This is a genomic window from Lutibacter sp. Hel_I_33_5, assembly GCF_007827455.1.
Classification (GTDB): domain Bacteria; phylum Bacteroidota; class Bacteroidia; order Flavobacteriales; family Flavobacteriaceae; genus Polaribacter.
Genome location: NZ_VISM01000001.1, coordinates 1,776,931 through 1,790,539, shown reverse-complemented (window position 1 = coordinate 1,790,539; position 13,609 = coordinate 1,776,931). Strand labels below are relative to the sequence as shown.

11 protein-coding genes are annotated in these 13,609 nt (G+C 30.3%); 6 read left to right on the top strand and 5 right to left on the bottom strand.

The genetic code is table 11. The features are described 5' to 3' along the window. Positions 1 to 80: 80 nt before the first annotated feature. Both OD91_RS07935 and OD91_RS07930 read right to left on the bottom strand, forming a co-directional pair. Entirely contained in the window at positions 81 to 1,832 is a 1,752-nt protein-coding gene (locus tag OD91_RS07935) for a hypothetical protein (RefSeq protein ID WP_144895851.1), read from the bottom strand. 1 nt (position 1,833) lies between these two features. Further along, positions 1,834 to 4,590 carry a TonB-dependent receptor gene (locus tag OD91_RS07930; RefSeq protein ID WP_144895850.1) on the bottom strand — a complete coding sequence of 919 codons (2,757 nt, stop codon included), beginning with the start codon at positions 4,588 to 4,590 and terminating at the stop codon, positions 1,834 to 1,836. 310 nt (positions 4,591 to 4,900) lie between these two features. Between OD91_RS07930 and OD91_RS07925 the strand changes: the two genes are divergently transcribed. From OD91_RS07925 to OD91_RS07905, 5 genes are all read left to right on the top strand, one after another. Beyond that, positions 4,901 to 5,389 (top strand): hypothetical protein, encoded by a 489-nt coding sequence (locus OD91_RS07925; RefSeq protein WP_144895849.1) that lies wholly within the window; start codon positions 4,901 to 4,903, stop codon positions 5,387 to 5,389. Between the two features lie 79 nt (positions 5,390 to 5,468). Continuing rightward, entirely contained in the window at positions 5,469 to 6,371 is a 903-nt protein-coding gene (locus tag OD91_RS07920) for a hypothetical protein (RefSeq protein ID WP_144895848.1), read from the top strand. Between the two features lie 234 nt (positions 6,372 to 6,605). Next, positions 6,606 to 7,358 carry an SDR family NAD(P)-dependent oxidoreductase gene (locus OD91_RS07915; protein WP_144895847.1) on the top strand — a complete coding sequence of 251 codons (753 nt, stop codon included), beginning with the start codon at positions 6,606 to 6,608 and terminating at the stop codon, positions 7,356 to 7,358. A gap of 3 nt (positions 7,359 to 7,361) precedes the next feature. Next, the gene (locus OD91_RS07910) at positions 7,362 to 8,504 is read left to right on the top strand and encodes an ATP-binding protein (RefSeq protein ID WP_144895846.1); all 1,143 of its coding nucleotides are present in this window, start codon (positions 7,362 to 7,364) and stop codon (positions 8,502 to 8,504) included. 23 nt (positions 8,505 to 8,527) lie between these two features. Further along, entirely contained in the window at positions 8,528 to 9,196 is a 669-nt protein-coding gene (locus OD91_RS07905) for a class I SAM-dependent methyltransferase (protein ID WP_370511744.1), read from the top strand. A 156-nt stretch (positions 9,197 to 9,352) separates the two neighbouring features. Here OD91_RS07905 and OD91_RS07900 read toward each other — a convergent pair whose 3' ends face one another. Both OD91_RS07900 and OD91_RS07895 read right to left on the bottom strand, forming a co-directional pair. After that, on the bottom strand, positions 9,353 to 10,165 hold the full coding sequence (locus OD91_RS07900) for a toxin-antitoxin system YwqK family antitoxin (protein WP_144895844.1): 813 nt from the start codon (positions 10,163 to 10,165) through the stop codon (positions 9,353 to 9,355). A 263-nt stretch (positions 10,166 to 10,428) separates the two neighbouring features. Beyond that, positions 10,429 to 11,970 carry an aldehyde dehydrogenase family protein gene (locus OD91_RS07895; protein WP_144895843.1) on the bottom strand — a complete coding sequence of 514 codons (1,542 nt, stop codon included), beginning with the start codon at positions 11,968 to 11,970 and terminating at the stop codon, positions 10,429 to 10,431. 111 nt (positions 11,971 to 12,081) lie between these two features. On the opposite strand from OD91_RS07895, the gene OD91_RS07890 reads away from it, so the two are divergent. Then, complete coding sequence (locus OD91_RS07890) at positions 12,082 to 13,125, top strand: isoaspartyl peptidase/L-asparaginase family protein (RefSeq protein ID WP_144895842.1); 1,044 nt, start codon at positions 12,082 to 12,084, stop codon at positions 13,123 to 13,125. On the opposite strand, the gene OD91_RS07885 is transcribed toward OD91_RS07890, so the two are convergent. Further along, the gene (locus tag OD91_RS07885) at positions 13,113 to 13,457 is read right to left on the bottom strand and encodes a hypothetical protein (protein ID WP_144895841.1); all 345 of its coding nucleotides are present in this window, start codon (positions 13,455 to 13,457) and stop codon (positions 13,113 to 13,115) included. The genes OD91_RS07890 and OD91_RS07885 overlap by 13 nt on opposite strands. Between the last annotated feature and the right edge of the window lie 152 nt (positions 13,458 to 13,609).

Genomic DNA, 13,609 nt, shown 5'->3' with positions numbered 1-13,609 from the left:
TTGTTTCTTTAATTAAGTTTATTCTCTCAACACAGCTAAGAAAAGTAAGTATTAAACTTATAATAATAATTTTTCTCATACTAGTTAACAGTAAAGTTTTTAGTTATAGAAATTGGAACTCCTTCGTTTGTAAACCCCTCTAATGATATTTCATAGGTTCCTTTATTATCTGATGTAAAGAATCGAATTTTATCTTTTTGTTTTTTTAAATAAAAATAGGGTAACCATAATAGTTGAGTTCTATAATCAGGTATTCTTTTAGAATCTTCTTTATTATGATAAAGTTGATTAAAATACGCTGTTTTTAGTTCAGGGTTAAATAGGTTGAATTTCTTTATAAAACTACCTTCAAGATCATTTGTATAATTATCATTGAAGGTTTTTACAAGTAATGCACCTTGGTATACTCTGTCTCCATAATAATACTCGTCTCGAAGTACAGAAATAGTTTTCACATTTTTTGCATTAAAACCTAAAAAACGTTGATGATTCTCCTCTAATGCACCATCAACAATTAGCATTGGTAGTAAATTTACTCCAAAATACGGATCGTTCTCACGCCCTCTTATTTCTACATATCTGGTTTTACCGTTTCGTCGTTCATGCCAAGCTTTTTCTACTACTTCAATTAAGGTTTCAGCAATAGTTGGAAAGCGTTTATAATCGTCTAAAACATAAGTTTTCATATAATTTCCATACAAGGGTTTTGGGTAAATGGGTGTAATTATTTTATTCTTTTTAACACCTTGGTTTTGATATGCATTTTGAATTTGATTATAAATACTACGTTGTAGAATAGCTGGTTTAAATGTTGGATGAATTTTAAATTCAGTGAATTTCAACATTTCTTTATTAACTTTTTGATGATTAAATACCTCAACAATATAATTTTGTTTATTATCTCCAAGTGCTTGAATCATTGCTTTGGATGAGCTGTAATCTGATTTTACATGAAAAAAGAAAACACCATTAGAATTGGTTAAAACCATATCTTGACATGCTTCATTACTTAAAATAGATAGTGCAACTTCAGCATTTGGGACTGGCAGCTTTGATGTTTTTTCTATAACTTTTCCGGTTATCATTTCTCCCTCAAACTCAGGAAGAAATACTTTTTCACCAATGTTTCGCTTTCTACTTACTTTTGAATCTGTAAAAAGGCGCGTAAATGTAAGAGAGTTATCTGGTTTAATTGTACTAAGGAACTTGTCATTTTTTTTAACAGAAATAGAATATTTTCCAAATGCTTTGGATGCATTTAAACTTTCTATAGTAAGTACAACTTCTTGGCGGGTATTTAAACTGTCTTTATTAATAGTAAGGTTTATTTGATTAGAATTCTTTTTGTTCTTATTAGCCTTTATATTTATTAAAGGTGCTGAATCATCAAAATTAATTCTAGTATAAGGATTAATGATGTTTATATCTGCACTAAAAAAATGATTACCATCTCCATTTCTCATCCATCTTGTATAAGCCAGCAATTTGTAATTTTTAGAAGCTAAAGTTGAAGGAATAAAAAAGTGCCCTTGACCAACACCACTTTCTAGACGAATTTTATGTTTAAAAACCACACCTTCTTCTCCAACCAATTCTACATAAGCTATTTTGCTATTGGTTGTGAATTGATCTGTTTTGGCATTTTTACAATAAACTTTGTATAACAATTCTTCACCTGCCAACAAAAGGTTTGAATTGTAATGCACATAAATTTTTTCTTGCGCAATGTTATTATACCATTTTACATCCTCTACATTTTTCAGCATGTATTGTGCTTTTGAGGTAAAGCCACCTACTAAAAAAAGTATGATAAAATATACCTGTTTTTTCATTTTAAAATCTAAAATTAAATGTTAATGTTGGCACCGGAATTGAAAAAATGGAACTCTTATATGCTTTGACCTGCCCATTTTCTGTTACAAAAAAAACGGAATAAGGGTTGTTTCTTCCAAGGACATTATAAATTGATAAGTTCCAAAAACTGTGGTAAAGCTTTTTAACTTTGTGATTTCCTTCAAAGTTAAATCCTAGATCAAGTCGATAATAATCGGGAATTCTAAATTCATTTCTATCACTAAACACTGTAAACTGTGAACCTCCAAATTCGTAAACCCCTACAGGGTAAGTTATTGGACGCCCTGTTTGGTAGGCAAAATTGGCAGAAAAACTAAATCTTTTGGTCAATTTATAATTTATTACCGCACTAAAATCATGCGGTTTATCATAATTAGCAGGAAAGTAGTTTCCATTATTAACGCGCTCTTCTGCAAATTGACTGTCTAATTTTAGAAATGTTCTTGAATAGGTATATCCTAACCATCCATTCCATCGTTCTTTATTCTTTTTTATCAAGAATTCTATACCGTATGATTTTCCTTTACCTTGAAGTACTTCTGTTTCAAGCGATTCATTTAGTAATAGTTGTGCGCCAACCTTGTAATCTAAAATATCATTAAAAGTTTTATAATAACCTTCCAAACTCAGTTCATATTGATTTTCTTTAAAGTTTTTATAAAAGCCTAATGAGGCTTGTTGAGCACGCTGGGGTTTTATATTTTTATCGGATAATTTCCAAGTATCTGTTGGCGAAACTGTTGTATTTGTTGATAATGTATGTATGTATTGAAGCGTGTTGTTATAACTAGTTTTTACTGAAAAATCTTCTGTTAAAAAATATCGAGCAGAAAGACGTCCCTCCAAACCACCATAGGTTTTTACAACTTCGTTATTCCCAAAATCTTGCGTTTCAATCAAGTTTGTTACATTCTTAGGTTGCGCACTTTCATATATTCGCTGAGTGGTATCGCCTAAAAATGCATAAAATGAATAGCGAGCTCCCACATCAAAGGCAAGCTTCTCGTTTACTTCATAATTTCCAGAAACAAATATTGATGATTCGAGCCCTTTTTCTTTATCAAGAGTTATAGGGCTTACGTCTGATTCATTATTTAATGGTTTAAACTCTCCAGGATGAATACTGTAAAGTTTCGATGCAATTCCATAACTAAGCTCTTTTGTATCATCATAGTCAAAGTTTGCCTCTAGTTTAATTTCAGTCTCGTTGTTTTTATAGCCTAAATTAAAATCTGTATTAAAATCGCCATCGAACTCTATATCAAATTGGTATTGACTATTGGTAAGTATTAATTCTCCTTTATGTCTGTCGTTAAATCGGTGCTTCCACCCTAAAGACATAAGTCTGTTACTATAACTATAAAGTGAATCTGGTGTGATACTAAACCTATCTTTACTGTAATAACCTGTTATTCTCAAATCATTATCTTCGTTAATGCTGTGATTATACTTAGCGATGACATCATAAAATGAAGCCTTACTGTTTTTTAGTTGTTTATCTTTGAGAGACCTTAAAACCCAACCCGAATAAGTTGATCTGCCCCCTAGTAATAACCCTGATTTTCCTTTAACAACAGGAACTTCTACAGTTACGTTACTTGTTACGGGACCAACAGATACTTCTCCAGTAATTTTTTTAGTATCGGCATCTTTAGTAGAAATATCGAAAACGGAAGATAAACGCCCACCATATTTTGAAGGAATATTACCTTTATAAATATTTACCTCTCCTGTAGTAAAGGGGTTTATTGCAGAAAAAATTCCGAAGAAATGAGATGGATTATAAATGGCTGCATTGTCAAGTAAAATCAGGTTTTGATCTGTTTTACCTCCTCTAACATTGAAACCATTAGACCCTTCTCCAGTTGTTGTTATCCCTGGCAGAGTTGTTGCCACTTTTAAAATATCTCTTTCTCCTAATACTAGAGGAATATTTTTTATGCTTTCCACATCAATTTTAGTAACACCAGCAATAACTTCCTTTACATTTCTATTTGCTTTAGTTTCAATATAAACCTCATCAAGAGCCTCAAACTTTTCTACCAGATTGAAATTTATTTCTCCATCGTTATATACTAGTATTTTCTTTTGAGTTTTAACATTAATAGATTTTATTACTAAAGTATAAGAGCCAGTAGGTAGCATTAACTCATAGAATCCATTGGTATCTGTAGAAGTTCCAATTGCTCTCCCTTTTACAGAAACAGAGATGTTTATTATTGGCTTGCCATTTTCTGTATTACGAATATACCCGCTTATTTTATATTTTTTTTGAACTGAATTTACCTCCTCTTTTCCAAGTTTTATAAGTTTTTCTTTTACACTATCTTTTTGTTCTATGACTTTTTTGTCATCATTATAAAAAATTGGGTTTACCTCTTGTTTATTTTCCAAAGCATCTGAAATTTCAGTATCAGGAATAATATCATGAATTGCGTTATTTTTAGTAAGTATAATATCTGTAGTGTTTGTTATGTAAAAATTAAGTAATGTTCCTTTAAAAATATCTTTAAGAATATTTTGAATTGAGACATCTGTAAATTTTTTATTAATTTTTATATCCTTATCCAACCAGTCTTTAACAAAATAAAATTTATAGTTTGTTTGAGATTCTATTTTAAGTATAGCATCTTCAATACTTAAGTTGTCAAAACTAATTGATAGATTAGTTTTTGCATTTTGTGCATTACAAACAAGGAATGAAAAGGATAAAATTATAACGTGAAGTAATTTCATTTTTTTAATACTAGCGTTTTTTTTGTCAAAACCAATGACAAGTCTCTCAAAAAAAGAGAATAATTAAAAATTAATATGTAATAATTAAGAATTATATAAAAATAATATTTTTTTTTGATTTAAAGCCATTAACAATTTAAATATATAAACCTTTTTGATTTGAAAAATCTAGTTTAATGAGCTAAAGTAATTTTGGATAAAGAATTAGAAAACAAAAATTAATTTAAAGAGCGAACCAAATGGTTCGCTCTTTTTTTTTACCTTGGCATAGCATTTGAAACTACCTCAAAAAAACATAAAAATGAAAATCATGAAATATCTAAGTTTACTTATACTAACGTTAACATTTTCTCAATGTGCAACGACAAAGTTTGATAGTAATCCACCCTTTAAAGCTTCAAGTGGTAGTTTTAATTCTTGGGTAGGCGGAGTTCCTGGTGCTAGTGGAATAAAAGTAGAATTAGCGCTTAATGCAGATGACAAAACAGATTTTAAAGAAATTTTCTTTAGAAATAAAATTGGGACATTACAAACTTCTACCAGTAATGGGAAGACTATTTTAGTTGGTCATATTAGTACAGCAAAGAGAAATAACGACTTAACATTAGACTCAAATTCTGTAAAAGAATTAAAGAATCAAGCTCCAGAAACTAAGTTTCCATTCGAATTAAAAGATAATGAGGCTGTTATTAGTTATATGGTAGGTGATAAAATAAAATATCTTAAAATAGAACACTTAAAAGAACAGCGAACAATTTTTTATCCTTCAGCAAAACCTCAAGGCAATAATAACAACTAATTACGTAATTTTTTAGGCGACCAATAATTTTTGGCACGCAATTTGAATTCTCTTAAGCATAACCATAAAATTTAAGCTTATGAGAACTGTAAAATTACTTTTAACATTATTTATTACCACATCAATCTTAAGCTCGTGTTCTGTATTATTAGATGATGTTGTTACCAATGACATTTCTTTAGAACAAGTTGTTTCAGATTATGATTTATGGTATATCGATTATCATAGAACTACAGGAAACGGAGATGTTCCATTTTTATCAAAAGCCTTTACGGTTTCGTTTTTAAACGGAAGAATGTATGCAAACAACAACATTGTTGATGTTGGTAGAACTGGAAATGGTCTTGGTATTTTAGTGGGAGATTACAATACTTCTAGAGGATATTTAGAAACTTTTCACGATTTAGATGGCGGATATAATTTTGATGTACATCAACTTTCTGCTAATGAAATTAGAATTGACGATGCTTCGCAAAACGTAAGCTATTATTTAATTGGCTATCAAACAAACGAGTTTGATTATGATAAGTTGTTTTATGAAAATATAGAATATTTTTTACAAGAATTTAATGCTTGGGAAAAAATAGATGCAACTGGTGGTATAGCAAATGCATTTGATGAAGAGAATTATCTAGCGTTTACACCAGAAAATATAACAACATTTTATTCTTCTCAAGATAATCTTGGCATAACTATTGCAGATTTAAAGTGGGACTATGTAGGAGGATATCAAATATATGATGTACAAGATTATGAAGATCTAAAAATATTAACACTTAATTATGACGACGGAGATATTGAAGAATTTGAATTAAGCGTTATAACAGATGATAAGATTCGTCTATATCATATAAGTTCTGAAACCACGTATGATTTTTCAGGAAGAGATTTTATACAATTCTTAAGAAAAGATGTAAGGAAGAGTGGTAGAAAACGAACTAAGGTAAAAAGAGAAACAAAGATTAGAAGAAATTTAAAATAAAGTTTGGTTAGTTGATTTTTGGTTGGTTATTTCTTAATAGCCAATTGAACGAAAACCGCTCCACAAGGAGCGGTTTTTTCGTTGTTGATAGTTTGATGAAAAATTAACAGAAACAAAGACACTCTAAATCACTTGATTTCATATTTTTATAACAAATCATTCATCCATCAATTGGAAAAAATAGAACCCTTTTTATGCATGTAGAAGGTAAGGTTTTAAGCAATAATATACAATATGAATAAAACAGCATTTATTACAGGAGCAACCTCAGGAATTGGAAAAGCCACCGCAGAAATCTTCGCAAAAAATAAGATTCGATTAATTCTCAGCGGTCGCAGAAAAGAACGATTAGAAAGTTTACAAAACACATTAAGTAAACTAACAGACGTCATCACATTGCAATTTGATGTTAGTAAAAGAAGTCAAGTAGAAAAAGCGATAGCAAGTTTACCAGAAAACTTTAGTCAGATAGATATTTTGGTTAATAATGCAGGTAACGCTCACGGACTCTCTACTATACAAGATGGAAATATTGATGATTGGGATGCCATGCTAGATATTAATGTAAAAGGTTTATTGTATGTTTCTAAAGCCATCATTCCAAAAATGATAAAAGAAAACAGTGGTTTTATCGTAAATATTGGCTCTATAGCAGGTAAAGAAGTCTATGCTAACGGAAATGTATATTGTGCATCAAAGTTTGCTGTAGACGCCTTAAATAAGTCTATGCGCTTAGATTTAAATCAATATAACATACGAGTTGCTGGGATTCACCCAGGATTGGTAGAAACCGAATTTTCTGACGTTCGTTTTAAAGGAGATACCGAAAGAGCAAAAACGGTTTATAATGGCTACAAAGCCTTGCAAGCAGAAGATATTGCTGACATTATCAATTTTGTTATTACAAGACCTTATCATGTAAATATTGAAGATTTAGTCGTTTATCCAACTGCACAAGCGAGTGCTACTTTAATCAATAAAAAGTAAGTTGTGATTAATAAGCGCTTACTTATCAAAAATCTACTTTCTCATAATGATGAGAATAGTTTTTATGATAAAAAGCAAAAAGTATCCTTAGGTTCTAAAGAAGGAAAAGCAAAATTTTTAAAACATATTTGCGCTTTGTCAAATTCTAATCCAGCCAATAATTCCTATATGGTTATTGGAGTAGAAGACGAGGAAAACAAAATTATGGGAGTCGATTTTTTTGATGATAGTAAGATTCAGAATTTGGTAAATGCCTATTTAAAAAACCCACCTAAAATTCAATATGAAAACGTTCCTTTTCCAAGATTACCGCGTCATAAAGTAGTTGGATTGGTAACAATCAGTTCAAATAATTTGGTTACATCATTACTTAAAAACGCTTGGAAATATAGACGAAATACTATTTTTTATAGAAGAGGAAGTAATTCTATGCCTTTTTTGGGAAGCAATTTTGAACTAAGAAATACAAACAATATTATTGTTGAATCTATTGAAAAAAACGCCAGTAATAATATTGAACTTACTTTAAATGGCGTGTTCGATTTTATTAAGAATCATAAGGAAGAATACAATCCACAGTATAAAGTTTTTAACGAGCAATTTGTGTTGTGTTGGGCAGGAAAAAAGAAAATTATTAATGAAGAAGAGTTTTTTACACGCGTAGATATTGAATTAATAAACGAACAAGTTAGATTATTTTTTTCTTCTTTAGATGATGTTCAAATTACCTATAACGAAAGCTCATTTATTATTACCGAATATATTTTATTAGGAATTGATGCTAGCGAAAAACGATACCCTTTAGAAAAAACAATCATTCATTTTAAGGACAACGGCAAGCACGATATTGTAAAAGAATTGTTGTTTACACTGCCGCAATTTGATAAATCCAATATTCAATATATTTATAATAAAAACAATGCAATTATTAAAAAAATTGAAAATGACATAGCGCTTTCTGTCATTGAACAGGAAGGTGTTTTTAGACTGCCATCTAACTATTTAATTTGTTATTTAAACGGATTTTTTGACGCGCCAGAACAACTTAAAAAAGCTAAAAATTATATTAAAAACCTCGACGATAAAACTACCTATATAAAATACAAAGAAGCAATGCGAGTTTTACGAAAAGTGAAATATAATTAAAAAATCAACTATCTTTTTTAATGATGAGTACTCCCAACCTTAAAAGAAACAAGAAACCATGGCCAACAAAAAAAGCGATGGAACAAGTTTATGAAATGAACCTTTGGGGAACTAATAATACTAAGTTTTATTCTGGAGAAGGTTCTCATAATCCAACTATTGTAAAACCTTATCTAAGCGCAGTAAGATCTTTTTTAACCTCTTTTAAAAACCCACTTTCTGTTTGTGATTTAGGTTGCGGAGATTTTAATATAGGTAAAGAATTGGTAGAATTTACTAAAAACTATATAGCAGTAGACATCGTTGAAGATCTTATTGAAGAAAATAAAGTAATATTTAAAAAATCGAATTTAGAATTTCAACAGTTAGATATTGCAGCAGATGATTTACCTAAGACAGATTGTGTTATTATACGGCAGGTTTTACAACATTTATCGAATATTGAAGTACAACATATCGTAAAAAAATTATACAATTATAGATACATTATTCTAACCGAGCATTTACCTTCAGGAAACTTCACGCCAAATAAAGACATTATCTCTGGACAAGGAATTCGGTTAAAAAAACAAAGTGGGATTAATTTATTAGTAGTTCCATTTAATTTTAAAGTAAAATATGTAAAAGAATTAGTAGCTATTGATTTAAAAAATAATCTTGGAGTAATTGTAACTAATTTGTATGAGGTTTAAGATTCTATAATAAAAAAGAATGTTTCGCTAACGGTTTGTATAAGAATATTTGCGTGTTTTAAGCACTAAATTTAGTAAATAATAATTGACAAATTAAATCCGAGAGGATTTTCGTAAGTTGATTAAAAGCAAGAAATTAATTTTGTACGGTGTTGGCTACTGTTTTTTTATTATTGATGGAATTTTATTAATTAATTCACCTTCTTTATATATTGATGTTTTATGAAATTCTCCGTTTTCAAAAAACACTCTCCATTCGCCTGTTTGTTTGCCATTCAATATTTGTCCAACTGCTAATAATTTTCCATTTAGGTGGAACATTTTACAGAGTCCATTTTTTATTCCTTTTTTATACGTTTCTATTGAATTTAAATTTCCTAATGTATCATAAGTATGCCATTTTTTAGTTTGCTTTCCATTTTCAAAATGCCCAACAGTAAATAATTTTCCATTTCTATGATACATTTTCCATTTACCGTGCTGGATTCCATTATTTAATTCGCCTATTTGAAAAAGAGCTCCATTTTTGTAATAAACTTTCCATATGCCATATGTTCTTCTGTTTTCAGCAAATCCAAATTTCTCTATTTTTCCATTTTTAAAATAGTGTTTTATTATTCCTGTTTGTTTTCCGTTTATGTATCTTTGAGTCTGTAATATGTATTCACTTTCGTCAAAGTACTTCCAAAGACCTATTAATTTATCATTCTCAAATTTCCCAATTTGTTTTAGCTTACCATTTTTATGAAATAACTTTGACAAACCAGTCTTTTTGTTATTTTTATAGGATTGAATAGCTGCAAGATTTCCATTCTTATAGTATATTTTCCAAATACCTGTTTTCTTATTATTTAATAATTTTCCTTCTGTTTTTAAATTACCATTAGAATAATGTGTTTTCTTAGTTTGCGCATAAATATTAATTGAAATTAATATTGCAAACAAGATGAATAAATAATTCTTAATCATTTTTTTAGAAATAGTTGCCAACTTTACGAATATGCATCGTTTTAAACGATTTAAATTCAGAGTTAGCGAAGTTCGAGAATTTTTGGTTTAGAATCAAACTAAATTTTTATTTGTATTTCTTTTAAAGTTAGTTAGTAATAAAACCTATGGGTAATGATATACTGTTTTATAAACAAAAAAACCAACTCTTTCGAGTTGGCTTTAATCTTTATAAAATGGTTAGTTTTAACAAAGATCATTATAGTATTGGGAGATACTAAATATTATAAATCAAACTTAATTCCTTGTGCTAACGGCAATTCGTCTGAGTAATTTATCGTATTTGTTTGTCTTCTCATATATACTTTCCAAGCGTCAGATCCAGACTCGCGTCCACCACCAGTTTCTTTTTCACCTCCAAAAGCTCCACCAATTTCTGCACCAGAAGTTCCTATGTTTACATTTGCTATTCCACAGTCAGAACCTGCATAAGACAAGAACTTTTCTGCTTCTTTCATTTCATTGGTCATAATTGCTGATGATAATCCTTGTGCAACACCATTTTGTTTAGCAATGGCATCCTCCACTTCTCCAGTATATTTCATTAAATATAAAATAGGTGCAAATGTTTCATGTTGTACAATTTCAAAATGATTTTCTGCTTCAATGATTGCTGGTTTTACATAGCATCCACTTTCAAAACCTTCGCCCGATAAAACACCACCTTCAACTAAAACTTTTCCTCCTTCAGCTTTTGCTTTCTCAATAGCAGCTAAATACGTATTTACAGCATCATGATCAATTAAAGGCCCAACATGATTATTTTCATCTAAAGGGTTTCCTATTTTTATTTGTTTGTAAGCTCCAACAATTGCGTCCCTTACTTTATCGTAAACAGATTCATGTATAATTAACCTTCTTGTTGAAGTACAACGTTGTCCGCAAGTTCCAACTGCGCCAAATACAGCACCAGGAACCACAACTTTTAAATCTGCCGTTGGTGTAATTATAATAGCGTTATTTCCGCCTAATTCTAATAATGATTTTCCAAAACGTTGTGCAACAGTAGCACCAACAATTCTTCCCATTCTAGTTGATCCTGTAGCAGAAACTAACGGAATTCTAGTGTCGGTTGTCATCATTTCACCAACTTTATAATCACCATTAATAATACAAGAAATTCCTTCTGGTAAGTTATTTTCTTTTAAAATTTCTGCAATTATATTCTGACATGCTACAGAGCATAAAGGTGCTTTTTCTGAAGCTTTCCATACACATACATCACCACAAATCCACGCTAATGCTGTGTTCCAAGCCCAAACAGCTACAGGAAAGTTAAATGCAGAAATAATCCCAACAACTCCTATCGGATGCCATTGTTCTCTCATAACGTGTCCTGGACGTTCAGACGGAATAGTTTGCCCATTTAATTGTCTAGATAAACCTACTGCAAAATCGCAGATATCAATCATTTCTTGAACTTCACCATATCCTTCTTGCAAAGATTTTCCCATTTCGTAAGAAACTAATTTCCCTAAAGGCTCTTTTAAATCTCTTAATTTATTTCCGAATTGACGCACAATTTCTCCACGTTGTGGAGCTGGCATATTTCTAAATGATAAAAAAGCTGCAGTTGCAGATTCCATCACTTTTTCATAATCTTCTTTAGTAGTAGCAACTACTTTTCCTATTAATTTACCGTCAACAGGTGAATATGATTCAATAATTTCTCCCTTAGAAAAGTTGTTAGAACCTGTAGAAGTTCCGTTATTTATATCTTTTAATCCTAATGCTGATAAAGCTTCTTTAATCCCAAAATCTGCCATTTTGCTTATTGATTTAAGTTGTTTAAATTGAAGGACGAAATTACGAATTATTTTACAACTACATAAATTTAACAAAAACAATATTAATTGTTTAAAATTAAACATTAAATCATGAAAAAATTAATCGTTTTACTAACTCTTTTAGTTATTGCTGTTGGATGCAAAACCGAAGAAAAAACATCAGAAGAAAAACAGCAAAATGAATTTGCAATCATTATTCATGGTGGAGCAGGCACTATTTTAAAAAAGAATATGACGGATGAAACTGAAGCTGCCTATAAAGCAAAACTAGAAGAAGCGATAAAAGTTGGGCATTCAATTCTTAAAAATGGAGGTTCTAGTGGAGATGCTGTTGTAAAAACGATACAGGTAATGGAAGAATCTCCGTTATTTAATGCTGGAAAAGGAGCTGTTTTCACACATGACGAAACCAATGAGTTAGATGCCTCTTTTATGGATGGAAAAACTCAGAATGCAGGAGCGGTTGCAGGTGTAAAAGATATAAAAAGTCCAATTGAAGCTGCAAGAAAAGTTATGACACATTCCGACCATGTGATGCTTTCTGGTACGGGTGCTTCTATTTTTGCAAAAGAACAAGGATTAGAAATTGTTGAACCTAGTTATTTTTATACAGAAAGAAGGTTCAATTCTTTACAGAGAATCAAGAAAAAAGAGAAAACCGAATTAGATCATGATGATAAAAAAGCAGCTTTTTATGATGCGGATATTAAAAATAGTAAGTTCGGAACTGTAGGGTGTGTAGCCTTAGATAAAAGCGGTAATATATCTGCTGGAACATCTACAGGAGGGATGACCAATAAACGTTGGGGAAGAATTGGAGATGCACCAATTATTGGTTCTGGAACCTATGCAAATAATAAAACATGTGGAGTTTCTTCTACGGGTTGGGGAGAATATTTTATACGTGGACAAGTTGCCTATGATATTTCTGCACAAATGGAATATCAACAAAAAACACTAAAAGAAGCAACCAAGGATGTCATTCAAAATAGATTAACAAAATTGGGTGGAACCGGTGGTGTTGTTGCTTTAGATAAAAAAGGAAATATGTCTTTTGAATTTAATACTGCTGGAATGTACAGAGCTTCTATGAATGATAAAGGGAAATTAGTGCTAAAAATCTATAAAGAATAAGCCAACCATTTTTCTGGTATTGGGTCTAAATTTAATTCTCTATATTCTGATTTTAGCTTCATTTTTAAGCCTAATCTAGATACTTTTGGAATAGATAAGTTAACATTATTTCTTTCGCTAATAATACTTAAAACTTCATCTAAAGACCTTTTAGTACATAAAACTAAACTATTCATCATTGCATTTGACTCTATGGCTAAATCGAAAAAGTCTACAAAATATGCAGGTTTATTATCTCTATAAACAACCCATTGGGTATCCTTTTTTTTAGGTGTTTCTAATATTTCTTTTACACCGGATAAGGTTCTGTAAGTAGTGGCTAAATATCTCATAATTCTAAATATATTGTGGGGTCAAATCCATAATAAAAGTAGTAATCATTTGAATATCAGAAGGTATTAATTCGATAAACGAGTTAATATCTTCGGTAAAGTTTAAAAAAGGATAGATTATTGGTGAAGAGATTATTCGTTGAAATAGAGGT

What these genes read in the sequence shown, in the direction of transcription:
- OD91_RS07895 (WP_144895843.1), bottom strand. Translation starts at nt 11,970, where the DNA reads ATGGCAGATTTTGGGATTAAAGAAGCTTTATCAGCATTAGGATTAAAA.
- OD91_RS07915 (WP_144895847.1), top strand. Translation starts at nt 6,606, where the DNA reads ATGAATAAAACAGCATTTATTACAGGAGCAACCTCAGGAATTGGAAAA.
- OD91_RS07905 (WP_370511744.1), top strand. Translation starts at nt 8,528, where the DNA reads ATGAGTACTCCCAACCTTAAAAGAAACAAGAAACCATGGCCAACAAAA.
- OD91_RS07920 (WP_144895848.1), top strand. Translation starts at nt 5,469, where the DNA reads ATGAGAACTGTAAAATTACTTTTAACATTATTTATTACCACATCAATC.
- OD91_RS07930 (WP_144895850.1), bottom strand. Translation starts at nt 4,590, where the DNA reads ATGAAATTACTTCACGTTATAATTTTATCCTTTTCATTCCTTGTTTGT.
- OD91_RS07935 (WP_144895851.1), bottom strand. Translation starts at nt 1,832, where the DNA reads ATGAAAAAACAGGTATATTTTATCATACTTTTTTTAGTAGGTGGCTTT.
- OD91_RS07890 (WP_144895842.1), top strand. Translation starts at nt 12,082, where the DNA reads ATGAAAAAATTAATCGTTTTACTAACTCTTTTAGTTATTGCTGTTGGA.
- OD91_RS07925 (WP_144895849.1), top strand. Translation starts at nt 4,901, where the DNA reads ATGAAATATCTAAGTTTACTTATACTAACGTTAACATTTTCTCAATGT.
- OD91_RS07885 (WP_144895841.1), bottom strand. Translation starts at nt 13,457, where the DNA reads ATGAGATATTTAGCCACTACTTACAGAACCTTATCCGGTGTAAAAGAA.
- OD91_RS07900 (WP_144895844.1), bottom strand. Translation starts at nt 10,165, where the DNA reads ATGATTAAGAATTATTTATTCATCTTGTTTGCAATATTAATTTCAATT.